Genomic DNA, 13,228 nt, shown 5'->3' on the forward strand with positions numbered 1-13,228 from the left:
GGTTTTATATATATTGTTTCGATGTATACTGATTTGGTGTATATGTTTATTGTGTTTTTAATCAGCTAAGGAAATTTATGAAGAACGGGTTAATAGCTATTTATCTTTCCGATTCATATTTTAAAGGGAAATTAACTAGAATTGGCTGTGAAGGCCATACTAACAATACTGGTGATAATGGTGCAGGAAAGACCACTTCATTAAACCTAATTCCTGTTTTTTATGGGTTATCTCCAGATAAGTTGATTCAAAAAGCAGGAAGTAAAAAATCATTTTTAGATTTTTATTTACCACGTTATCAATCTATGGTGGTTTTTGAATACATTCGTTTAGGACAAACATGCTGTGCGGTTATGTATAGAAAAACCGATAAAAGTTTTGCATATCGTTTTGTTCGTGGAGCTGCTGATGAAATATTGTTTAGTGATGACGCTAAAATACAGCTGAAAGAATGTAAAGAGGTTAAAAGCTGGCTTAAAGACTATGTGTCTATCAATGCTTTAGTAAGCAAGCAGATAGATACAACAATAGACTATCGAGCAATAATTCAAAACGACCTTAAAAGGCTTAAAATTCGTCGCTCTAAAGGGGCTTCTCTTTCTGTAGATGCATATGAGTTTTCATTATGTTCAACAGAAACTCATATGCAACACATTGAATCTCTCACTTCAGTATTAATGAAACATGACAGACTGTTGGAGCAATTCAAAACAATGGTTGTCGATAGTTTTTTAGTAGAGCAATTAGATATTGGAGAAGTTCCATTTAACAAAAAAAATGGTGAACTGATAAATGATCTTAAATCTCTGATTGAACTAAATAGTCATAACGAAAAATTTTCAAAAGCCATTAGTGAATATAATAATTTGTATGAAGTATGGGGGCGACTCATTTCATACAAATCACAACTCAATAGTTTATTGATTGAATGTAACGAGGAAATTAACGCTAAATCAAAAAGCAAAGAGGCTTTGGAACAGGAGTTAACAGAAAAACACAATGTTTATATCCGCAAACGAGAGCAGTTAAATGAAACTCTAAGTGCTAATAAAATTGAGCTGAAAACTGTAAAGGAGCATTTAGACAACCTTTATCTTCAAAGGGATAAATGGGATGAAGAAAATGTAAGTCAAAAAGAAGCCGAACTTGAGCAACTTGAGGATTACCGTAACGAATATAAGGTTGCTTCAGCGCATTATGACAATCTCTTGAACTCCGTTAAAAAAGAAAAAGATGAACATGAATTAAATAAGCTTAAATTAAAAGAAAAAGCTAGCAAAAAGGCTCAGGAATTAAAAGAAAAAATACATCTCATCGATAATGATTTGCACTCAAATGAGAAGAAGTCTAACGATAAAATTAATGCTTTTGAAAAGGAAAAAATACAAGAGCAAGAGCGGTATAAAAAGTCAATGGAAAATCAGCGGTTAGTGTTGCAAGACAAACTAGTTGAAGCTCGTGTATCAAGTCAGATGGCTACTAAGCTTACGGACGAGGAGATGGAATCTTCTAATAGTCAGCAAAAGAGGCTAACTGAAATTGAAACTGATTTAGAGGTCAGTGAAACTAAATTTGAACGTGTACAAGAGGAATTTAAATTAAAGCGTAAGGATAGAGACGCTTTACTTAACTCATACTCAAAAAAGAAAAAAGACGTAGAACGCCTCCAGTCGAAATTAGATGATATTACTAGACAACGTTACCCTTTACCTGGGTCTCTTAAAGAGTTTCTAAATAATAGTGGGTTAGCTTGGAGAGAAAGTATAGGCAAAGTCATTCTTCCTGAGCTTTTACTTAATACCAAATTGTCTCCAGAGCTTTATGACACGCAAAATTTTGATAACTTCTTTGGTATTTCTATTGATTTGAAGAACCTTCCTGATCAAGAAAGTGCCCTAAGTGATAAAGTCTTATCAGAACAATTAGAAGCTACTAAGCTCGACCTAAGCATTGCTGATGATGAAATTAAACAATTCGAAAAGCGTTTAAAAGTTGCTAATGATGAGATAAAGGAGTTTGAAAACACCGAACAAGAAATTAGTCGTCAAATAAAGCATATTAAAGATGAGCGAAACCGACTAAGAAGCTTTATTGCAACGCAAAAAGAGATATATAAATCGAATGGGCTTCAACGATTAAAATATGCAAAAGCAGCAGAAATTAAAGTCGCAGAAGACATTAAGCAATTGGAGAGTGCAATTGAACGTAATATTGCAGATATTGCCGCTAAATTTCATGAACTAATACTATCGGAGAAAGAGAGATTTTCGTTTGAAGAAGAAAAAGCACTTCAAAGTAAGGATGTTATTAACAAAAATATATCTCAGATAAATAATACTTTAGCGCAGCAATGTCATGACTTAGAAAAGCAATTTAAATCCTTATTAACAGATTTAAACATTGACACGAAAATGGAATCTGACGCTAAAAAACTTAAAGCTGAAAGTTTCGAAAAGCTAGAACGCGTTGAAGGTTACAGAGCGTTAGTAAATGAATTTAAAAGTTGGGAAAAGGTTGAATGGTCTCGTATAGATGACTTCAATAAACGGGACAGTACTATCTCTGCTGAAGTAAATAATCTTGAGCAAGGGTTAGAATCAAATCAGAAAAATTTTGATAGTGTAAAAGCTACTTTAGAAAGTAACATATCTTCATTAACAAAAAAGATTTCGACTTTAAGACAATCTGAAGAGTCGGCTCAAGGTTGCTTAAGTAACATAGATGCTCAGTTAGAGCTTGCCCCTGTTGATGTGCAACCTCTAGTTGTTGATGAGTCGGAAGCTCCTATTCTTTTATTTGAGAGTGTGAACCATTCCGTAACAGAAGCTTTGAGATTAAAGCGTTCAATTATCAAAGTAGTTAAGAATGTTGTTGCTTTTTTGAGCCAAACAAATAATAAAACTAAGATTAATGAATTATGGCTACAGCTTTATGATTCACGAAAAGAGCTAAGTAAATATGAGCCTCATGAAGAGGAGTTTTTCTTAGAGGTAATTCAAGATATAGCGACACTAATCGATACTTCTATACCTGACGTAACATCGATAACAATTGAGTCAATAAGAAGTGTTGGTGAGCAGGTGATACGTTTTTACCAGAGCTTGGACAGTCTAAATCGGAAAGTTAGCTCTGTATCCCAAACATTAGCAAACAACATAAATACTCAACATGAATTTCCTGCAATAGGTAATGTTGAAATTAGTTTAGTTTCAAAAATCAATGAGTATGACGTTTGGAAGGATCTAAAGAATTTCAATACATCCTGGTCGTCTTGGCAGGAGCTTGACAGAGGACAGCTGCCTAGTAATGATTTTTTGAACTCCTTTGCAGCAGTTATTGAAAGTTTGAAAGTATCCAAAGTTACTAGCGACATAGCCTCGCTAGTAGAGATAAACATCTCGCTAGAAGAAAACGGCAGATTAGTTAACATTCGAAATGACAATGACCTTAAAAATGTCAGTAGTACAGGGGTTTCAATGTTGGCCGTCATTGTTGTTTTCTGTGGAATGACTAGATATCTTTGTCGTGATGAAAATGTAAAAATTCATTGGCCACTAGATGAACTAGGCAAGCTATCTACACAAAATACAACACTTCTATTTAAGTTTATGGATAGGCATAACATTGCGCTTTTCTGTGCTCAGCCAAATCCACCGTCGGTACTAAGAAAATATTTCACAACTAAGAATCATTTAGTTAAAGATAAAGGGGTCTTTAGGTATACGGATTGGAAAAGCAATAAAAAGAACCCTTTGATTAATAACATTGGGCAATCAAATGGCCCCAGTGAAAAGTTAGAAGGAGCTAGCTCATGAGTGAACGTTTTGAGAGTTGCATTGAAGCCCTGTTGAACGGTGATGTTGTTTGTGAAGCCTCCCAACCAGACCTTTATCGCTATTTGTTAGATCATGAGAATTTAAATTCAATTCAAAAGTTTCTACATCAAATAGGTAGAAAGATAATTACAACAAGAGATAAAGCTGGCTTTTTTTGTGCATATAAGGATTTGTCTAATCCTAAGCACCGTGCTGATGTAAAACGTCAATTTGAAGCAATTCAAGCCTCTTTTGAAGGTCTGATACTTTGGCTTAGGTTAGTGAGAAGAACAGATCCAGATTCACGCCCTATTGAAGCCGGCTATCGTTTATTGGAGTCTGAATTACTTGCTGCAATAGAGGATTCTGCTTCACTGAATAGTCAATTAGATGAAATAGCTCATCGTCTCAGACGTGATCATAAATCAACTGAATCTAAATCTAAATTAAGAGGCATTTTAAAGTACTTAACAGAGCACGGCTTCCTAATAAGTGTTGGCGGTTCAGGTGCAGTTTATATTGCGACGGCCAAGTGGTCTCTTGTTTATGACCAGTTAGATTTTATTTGTCAGTTTGAAGGAATAGATACTTCTAAACCCAAAGATGAAGTACAAAAGGAAATGTTTTAATGAGCCGAAAAGATGAAGCTAAATCTGCAACAGGAGCATTACATAGAAACATTAATACTATTGACGATTCCTGCTTCATGGAACGAGGTCAAATAGCTGATATTCCTGAAAATGAATCAGCAATTAAGGCGTTGCAAAAAAATAATTTAGCTTATTATGTTGATGACTCAATGGGAGTGCAGGTACATAGTACGGTTAGAAGGTTGCTAAACCATGTTACCAAGCGGTATAGATTAAGGGAAACTCATCAAGCATTCGCTGGAATGATAGAAGAGTTAAGGCATGCGATTCAAAATTATCAATTTGCTAAAAATAAAAGCCAAGAAGATAAATTGTTATATCAAGATCAAATTCATGAATTTACTTTAGATATCATGAGTGAACTTACTGATACCGTTCAATCTTTTGCACATATAGTTGGGAATGAGTTTAGCACTATTTCGAGTATTGATATCAGGATACGAGAAACCACACGTTGTAAGAATGAAATCGCAAAATTGAATGAAGTTTTTAGTAGCCTTAGCGTTGCTGATATTAGAGATTGGGCGGGTGCCGATCTAATGTTAGAGAGGCTCCTAATGAAAACTTTAAAGAGCCATGTAGATAAGTGTTTAAAAGAGTTGAGTACGACAGCTCATCGCTTACTAGAAATGATCGCGAAATTAATTAAAGACAAAGAAGCGCAGCGTCTTAACCAATTAATAGATTCCTTTTATACCCATTACCAAAAGTATCCAAGCTATACACCAGATCTAAATTCGGTAATTGATTTACCCCCGTCTTTTAATCGTATCAATTCAATCACTATCAATAGCCGTGCTGATATTGATAGTGCAATTGATGAAGACGTTTTATCGGATATTGCTACTTCTGTTATGCAGAATGTTAGAAAAGAAATAATAAATAGTAATCAGGATGAAGAGGTTGAAGTTACTGATGGACGCAGTGAAACAATTGAGGGCGATATAGATACTCTTGAAGAGAATGTAGATTTCTTTTTTGATGCTTTATTAAATGAAGAAAGTGAGGTTAGCGAGCTAACTGCCTTAAAAGCCCATGAGTTACTTGAAGTTGATGCTGAACCAGAAGACTGGATGTTGTGTCTAATGGAGCACTATGAGGCGCAAAAATCAGAACTAACAGGAAAGATAAAATTAACTTTAGATGAAAAAATATTTATGCCTTTTGATGGTAATCACTTTGTTAGAGATATCTGCTTTCGTAGGGTAAAGCATGGATAAAATAAAAGTTCGAATGATTCAGGATGTCTTGCGACAACGTAAAAATATGGTCAATGACTCAAAGTTGTGGCGTGAAATATGTGACGAAGTTAATGTTGGTCAATTAAAAGGTAAGAAAATTAGCTTCACGTTTGATGACTTAAGCTCCCTAGAGTCATATGGAGACAACCTATATGGCTCATCAATTATCAATATTAATTTAGATGCTAAAGACAGAATGGAGTCCTCTGAAGATACCTCTGAAGATAAATGGTCGCAAAGAGGTGTGTTTGAAGAATTAATTTCAATGGCTAGAGCGCAAAGGCTGCCATTACCAGTGAAAGATGACTCTAGTTTTATTACTCCTTCTGGAGTTGTCACTAGTTTGAGTGTTGAAAAAATTGATACTGCAAAAATTGAATCATTATTAATCATAGAAAATGGGACATTAATGACCCATTGGAATGAATTAATCCCTTTACTACCAAAAGAATATCAATCCTCATTAATAGTCTATCGTGGACACGGTCAAAATCAGAATACGCTGATAGAGCTTATTGGTAAGCTTGCCGATGATACTCCTATTGGTGTTTTTTACGACTTTGACGGAGCTGGATTCGACATGGCATTAAACATAGCAGAGGTTAGAGCAATTGATATTCTTCATCCTTGTAAATGGAGTGAGCTCCATAAACTGTCTAGTGAAGAATTTAAAAAGCTGAATAAGCAAAACTCATTTGTTGCTCAAACTGTGCAGTTAAAGAATCGTATTAATTCAACATCGACCCCGAAACCAATAATGGATATGTTGCTTTACTTGAGAGAGCATCGCATTGCAATAACTCAAGAGCATTTGATTAAGCATCAGTATTCAATTTCAAAAACAGACAACATAAGAATAATAAAATGAAACCTGTAATCATATCTGTAGCTAGAGAAAGCCGTTTCAAAGCCATTGAGATTCTTGCTTATTGGGAAGGAGCTGTTAATGCAACTCGTTTATCTAAACTTTTTGGGGTGACAGTTGGCAATATAACTAAAGATATGGTGAATTACCGAGAGCTATATCCTGACAATTTGGCATATAACAAAACTCAGAAGCGCTTTGAGCCTAAAGATAACTTTCGATCACACCACACTGATTCAAAATGGAATGAGTATGAATTATTCGTTAGTTATTATGCCAATATTTACCGAGAAAACTTTTGGTCCTCATCTGCTTTAGAACTGGGACCTAGTTCAAGGTTTAATGCTGAACCGGAAATAGTCAGGGCTGTATCTCAAGCAATCTCGGGTAAGCAGTCAATAGAAATTGAATATTTTTCAATGACATCTCCTAAAGGTAGTAAGAGGACTATTCATCCATTTGCAATAGCAAATAGCGGATTGAGGTGGCATTGCCGTGCGTATGATGAATTAAGTGGTGAATTTAGAGATTTTCATCTAGGGCGAATTACAAAAGCTAGAGTTTCTGCGACATCAAATATCGATAGTAGCAATGATAAAGCATGGCATACAAATATTGAACTGACTATTGGAACACACCCGGAGTTATCATCAGAACAAAGAAAGGTAATAATGATGGAACATGGAGGCGGTAAAACATTCAATATAACTGTACGAGCTTCTATGGTTGAGTACACACTTCAAAATTACCTTATAAGTAAAGAACCTTTTGAAGGAGAGCCGAAAGCTCGGCCTTTATATTTAGTAAACTTAAATGATGTAAAAAAATGGCTTTATCAAGTCTAAAAATGGATGCACACCAATTAAGAATTAATAAATATCCAATCTAAAGCCCAAACTCTCAAGATTATGTTTGAGACTTATTCGGATTGGTTTCATTGGTTGAACGTGAAGACCCTTAAAAATATTTCTTTAACCGATTGAAAGGTTAGTCCAATTGTAGTGAGCAAATTAATCACTCACTACTTTGTAAGAATTTTAATTATAAAGGTAGGAAGCCTTATTTATGGCCATATTGTACCCCTCTAGTGCTCCAAGAATAAACGAAAGTCCTGTCGCAGAGCCTTTGGTTTATAGGCTATTAAAAGAGCAGTTAGATGACTCCTTTCATATCATTCACAGTGTTCCATGGTTATCTTCGTTTATAACTGATGTACTGAAAGATAAAAGTTATATTGGTGAAGTTGATTTTTTGGTTTTAAATAAAGATCTAGGAGTCCTAGCTATAGAGGTAAAGGGAGGAATATTAAAGCATGACAAGGATGGTTATTATTACTCTCGTGATTCAGGGCTAACGATCTCGAGAATAGACCCCGTATCTCAGCTAAATCGGGGAGTTTTTGTTCTTCAGAAGTGGTTCAAAGATAACGGAATAAAAATGCGCATTGGGAGGGCGTTTTGTTTTCCTGAGTCTGTTATACCTTTAAAGTCAATACCTCCAGGTTATCAAGATTTTAACGAGTATAAAGCAATAAGCTTGGTTCTTGACAAAAAACACATCCACAATTTTGGTCAGCGAATCATAGATATTATGGTATTCCATAAAGAAAGTATGTTTATACCTGAACTTTCTGAGTACCAATTAGAAAAGATAATCGAAATGATAGCCCCTACAGTTGATGCCGCACCTTGTTGGATATCTCGTATTAACTCTGATAATTATCTCTGGTTAAAGCTAACAGACGAACAAAATGAGTGCGTAAATGATGCTATAGCAAGCAATAAGCTGATTGTTAATGGTTGGCCAGGCTCAGGAAAAACTGTAGTTGCAGTTCAAGCTGCTAGAAAACTTTCCTCGTTAAATAAGAGAGTACTTACTATTACTTACAATAGGTTATTAGCTGACAAACTAAGGGCTGAACTTATTGAACACAAAAAAAGTTGTGACGTATTTACTTTGCATAAACTAGCTTGGGAAATCGATGAAAAACTTAATAGTACTTCTAGTAACGGAAGTTACACATATGAAGTAATGAGTACTGGTCCTGATTTAGGTGTAACAAAGAGCATTGAGGCTGGAGTTAAAGGAGGTTTCTTTGACCAATACGATTGTTTGATTGTAGATGAAGGGCAGGTTATTTGGAAAGAAGTTTGGCAAACTTTGTTATCTGTTTTTGACACTAAAAAGATAATTGTTATGTGTGATGCGACACAAGCTTTTGAATATGAATCCCCAGTTTCTTTAGAGTGGCTAGAATCAATACTTTCAATCAAAGCTTTTACACTTACTAATAGCTTAAGAGTTCCTAAAAAAGTATGCGACAGATTAAAACTGTTTACTAAACCTAGTTACACTGTTCAGAACCCTAGGGAATATGAAAGTGATACCTTGTCGGAGCTAGTTGTAGCTTCGCCAAAGCATTCGCTTAAGCAACTTATTGAGCGACTTATTTCTGATGGGATACCTCCATCATATATTACAGTATTAAAGCCAACGTTTTTAGGGGTACCCGAATCTCTTGTTCCTGCTGGTGTAAATATTGAAAACATTGGAAAGTTTAGAGGGCTAGAGAGTCCTATAATCATTATTTATGCAGATCATAAAATGACTAATACGGAGTTCTTTGTCGCTTATTCCAGAGCGACATCGAAGTGTATTGCTATATTTGAAGCTTTCCATGTCAAAAATGGAAGTTATGGAGTTGTTGGGCCAGATCTATATAGCAATAACACTGACAGCATAGATAAAGAAGTTAGTCGTTCACTAACCAGTCAGTTCTTTGCAGAACTTAATTTCAATAATATATCTATATATGATGGCCTACCCGTTTGCTGGTGCCATGAGTGGAACAGTTATGTATTAATTCCTGAGCAGGGAAACAGAGAGGTAACTAAATCTTTGTTTGAGATTTTTTTGAGGTCAGAATTAACTCCTGAAATTTTTACCTGGAGTAAAAATAGTCGAAGAACATTAAGTCTGATCCCTTCTGAAAAATATGATTTAGATCGCCCGTTTTCGGATGACCTCTTTGAGCTTAAGCCATGTCTGTCGTGCGAAGTGTTAACGCCACATTCTATTGCCACTTTAAATGGGGATTCATGTTTATTATGTTCGAAAGATGTTGCAACTCGCGATACTTTTTTTGAGGAAAACTTAAAGAAATTAGGCTGTGTGCTAACCCAAGAGATAGTAACTACTAAAGACGAAAGAGCAAAACTCGATGCGTCACTATATATTGTTGGAGCATTCAATAAGTTACAAGTAATACGGTTTTCTGAGGATGTAATATCAGCAATAAACCACGTGACAAAGGGATTTAATAGATTAGCTTTGGCTTATGCTCTTTGTTATTTATATATGCGTCACAACAAACGAGAAAGTCGAGTAAAAATAAAAGATGTGACTGATGCAACCCGTAAATGGAATACACAGATCTCCGAGTGGAATAGGCAGTCTTGGAATGCGTATATCAACGATGCATTTAGGGTTTTGGAAAAGTTTAATTTGATCGAATCTGAAAAAAATGGCTGGAGAAAGATGACCAATCTATTTATCAATTAAAGTGGAATGTAATGATTAATTACCCGGATTTCCTTGATGGTGATTCAAGTTTGAACTTTATAGTGGTAAGAATATAGATATACTTAAATGTATATTTCAGGCAGTTTAGCTGAAAGCCCTATTCATTATTCCTCTACTATCTCACAAGTGTAATTTTAAAACGATTGTTAGTTTATGATTCCTTTTTTCAACGTACTAGCTTAGAGAACTAAATATGAAACTCCTTTATTTATCTGTTTTATAAATAAATTTTGTTGTAAAGTAATGACTAAGTTTAAAAAGTAACTAGTGACACGACTAAAAAATAGGGACACCCTTCAAGGAGAGTTTAGTGTTCAAAATTGATACAAACAAAGCGCTTAAACAGATCTTTTCTTTTATCATTGCATACTTCAGACCTTCGCTTGCAAAATTCATTATTTGGCCATTGCTAGTTACAGGATTAGGTTTATTAAATCCCCCATTATGGATTGAAATAGTAAATTGGATATTAGTTAATCAATCCTCTTTTCCTCAATACCAGATTCCGCTTGCAGAACCAAATGGAGTTTGGGGGTGGTCGTTAATATTGTTAAGTGTGTTTGTTTATCTTGTTGAAACAGTTGCTCAAGTCGTCAAGAGTAAAAATGAAGGGGATATTGCACTGTCAAATAAACTTGAAGATATTCAGGAAAAAACCGCTGATGAGTTTGTTCATAAATTAGATAAAGAATATGACTTACCTCGTGTGAAACCATCGCATAAAGTTGCTCCTCTTTGTGAACACCATGTGCATGACCCTATCACCTACAGCGTATTAGAAAAGCACTTCGAAAGTGGAAAAAATATTGGTATTTTGTCTGGTGCGAGCGGTTCAGGAAAAACACAAGCTTTAATTGATTATGTTAATAGGTCCACTCAAAAATTTGATAATCAATTATGGATCAATGGGGATGATTGGATAGATGGGTATGCTCTTTGTGACATACATAGAACACGTGGTGGTAAACCAATAAATGTTGTGAAGACATTTAATTCGTCTAAAACGATCTTAGTTATTGATAGTATTGAACGAATATTGAATGACAATGATTTTAGGGATTTACAAGTTGGGTTTTCCTTAGGTGGAGTTGTTGTCCTTAGTTCTCAGCTAAGTGATCCTAATAATAATTTATATATCTCAAAGCCAAATATCCCTAAAAAGCAAGCTATTGAAATACTTGGTGAAAATCCATGCAATATTAGTGAGGCGTGTGATGAATTTTTGAAAGCATGCAGCTTCTCTCCCCTAGTCTTAGCCCTAGCAAGAAAGGTAATTTCAAAGGAAAGTAATAGTAACGATAAGTTTTATCGCGATGTTTTGGATGTACCTAGTGACATTATAGATCATAAAGGGGAGTCAATAATAAGTAATATTTTAAAAAAGGTCCCTCCTGCTACACTTAAAGCATTACAGAAAATTGCCAATTCAAATCTAAATTTTTACGATTCCGATTTCTTAGAGTTTTTCGTTAATAAGTTAGAACTACATAACCTTCAAGGTTTGTCTATAATTGTTCAATCCAACACACCTGGTATATTAAGGTTACATGATCTGGTAGCGATTGCAGTTAGAGAGAATGTAGATCAGAGTTGTATGGTAAATTCGATTTCTGAATATGTAGGCAAAGCCTCTGGTGAAATGACTCCTAGTATTCTTCGCCAAGTTCATTTGGCTAAGAAACAGATAAGGGATGAAGTAGAAAACAATCATAATGGCAAAGTTGATTGGTTAACATATAGCCTTCTTCAAATTGAAGATAGTTACAAGAAGACCATCCACGATGAGCTGTATAACAAAGAGTTTACAGGTGAGCTATCGTTGGCAGAAGTTATGTGCATTATCGACTCTAAAGAGTCTTATTCTTACTTAATTGCTCAAGACTCTCGAATTGACTACTACGAAAGCTGTGCCAAGGAATACCAATCAGCCTTAAATATATATCAATGTGATGAGATCAAAGCAGAGCTAATGCATCATAGGGGAAAAGCTTTAAGGCGATGCGGAAAGCACGAACAGTCATTAGAGTGCTTTGAAGAGCTGCTTAAGTTAAAACCCAATTGGCATGCAATTCATGGTCAAATAGCCCATTTAGGAAGTCAGTATAAAGTTAGTTCACGAGTTAAAGATGCAGGAGAGCTTTCTATAAAATTGCTTGTAAAGGATATTTTATCAGACTCTTCAGTAGTGCCTCTCAGGGTCTCTTTGGCTGCAATAGCGAGGATAAGATCTTACTATAGTGTTAAAAATGAAATCTCAAATAGTCCAGAAAAAGTTCAAAAATTAGCTAGTTTAATAACGATGTCAAGTATGGAAGGCTTAGATCAATTCTACGAGGCATTTGTTTCATTCACTTCTATTTTTAGTTATAACCATAGTGAAATCTGTTTAGATTTGGCCGAAAGTATTCCGGACATGCTTGAGTTACCACCTGAGTTCGTGTCTAAGAGGCAGTGGGTTAGTGCCTGTGAAGCATTAGCAAATATTTCTGATGCAGCTATTCGTCAAGGTAGGAGCATAATTTCAAAGAGATTATCTGATGCTAGCTTAATGTTTGCCGATAAGTTATCTGCTCGGGCTGAGCTTAAACCTTTCGACGCTAGAGCTGTAGCCAAATCTTATATTATAACAAAAAAGTATGATGAGGCTCTTGGTGTATTGTCAAAGGTTTCGCAAAAAGAGCAAGAGTCACACTGGACTTTGTATCGGAAATCGCAGGCTTTATTGGGGCTTAGTCAAAGTAGTACACTTCCCGATGGTGAAGAACATATGGCTATGGCTTTAAGTTGTGCGGAAAGTGCATTAGAAAAAGCATTAGAAGATACAAGAGCTAAAGATAGAATTTCTATTTATTATGAGTTGAGAAGTCAGTGTCTACTTGCAAAAAAAGAATATGAATTGGCAAAAGCAGATTTAGCTAAGGCGATTGAGTTGTGTAAAAATGACAAATACTTGGAAGACTTAAAACATAGACTTCAATCTATAGAGTTAGAGGGTGCTTAAATAATTGGCCGATACTTGACGTAAGATAATCTCATTAACCCACTTAATTAATAATGATAGGTTTATTAGATTTG

General features: G+C 35.1%; 7 protein-coding genes. All 7 read left to right on the forward strand.

Features of this window, described 5'->3' with window-relative positions; translation table 11 throughout:
- Positions 1-77 precede the first annotated feature (77 nt).
- The 7 genes from ACHSBP_RS19465 (at position 78) to ACHSBP_RS19495 (ending at position 13,154) form a co-directional block, all read left to right on the forward strand.
- Complete coding sequence (locus ACHSBP_RS19465; protein WP_395390193.1) at positions 78-3,815, forward strand: ATP-binding protein; 3,738 nt, start codon at positions 78-80, stop codon at positions 3,813-3,815.
- A complete protein-coding gene (locus ACHSBP_RS19470) occupies positions 3,812-4,444 on the forward strand; it encodes a condensin complex protein MksE (protein WP_395390194.1) in 633 nt (210 codons plus the stop codon). Before ACHSBP_RS19465 ends, ACHSBP_RS19470 begins: the two co-directional genes overlap by 4 nt.
- On the forward strand, positions 4,444-5,685 hold the full coding sequence (locus tag ACHSBP_RS19475) for a hypothetical protein (RefSeq protein WP_395390195.1): 1,242 nt from the start codon (positions 4,444-4,446) through the stop codon (positions 5,683-5,685). Before ACHSBP_RS19470 ends, ACHSBP_RS19475 begins: the two co-directional genes overlap by 1 nt.
- Entirely contained in the window at positions 5,678-6,574 is an 897-nt protein-coding gene (locus ACHSBP_RS19480; RefSeq protein WP_395390196.1) for a hypothetical protein, read from the forward strand. The genes ACHSBP_RS19475 and ACHSBP_RS19480 overlap by 8 nt, the downstream gene beginning before the upstream one ends.
- Positions 6,571-7,416 carry a helix-turn-helix transcriptional regulator gene (locus ACHSBP_RS19485; protein ID WP_395390197.1) on the forward strand — a complete coding sequence of 282 codons (846 nt, stop codon included), beginning with the start codon at positions 6,571-6,573 and terminating at the stop codon, positions 7,414-7,416. The genes ACHSBP_RS19480 and ACHSBP_RS19485 overlap by 4 nt, the downstream gene beginning before the upstream one ends.
- A gap of 220 nt (positions 7,417-7,636) precedes the next feature.
- On the forward strand, positions 7,637-10,132 hold the full coding sequence (locus tag ACHSBP_RS19490) for an AAA family ATPase (RefSeq protein ID WP_395390198.1): 2,496 nt from the start codon (positions 7,637-7,639) through the stop codon (positions 10,130-10,132).
- Positions 10,133-10,463: 331 nt separating this feature from the next.
- Positions 10,464-13,154: a tetratricopeptide repeat protein gene (locus ACHSBP_RS19495; protein WP_395390199.1), complete on the forward strand. Its 2,691-nt coding sequence runs from the start codon at positions 10,464-10,466 to the stop codon at positions 13,152-13,154.
- Positions 13,155-13,228 lie beyond the last annotated feature (74 nt).

It is taken from the genome of Pseudoalteromonas sp. XMcav1-K (assembly GCF_044005875.1).
GTDB classification, from domain to species: domain Bacteria; phylum Pseudomonadota; class Gammaproteobacteria; order Enterobacterales; family Alteromonadaceae; genus Pseudoalteromonas; species Pseudoalteromonas spongiae.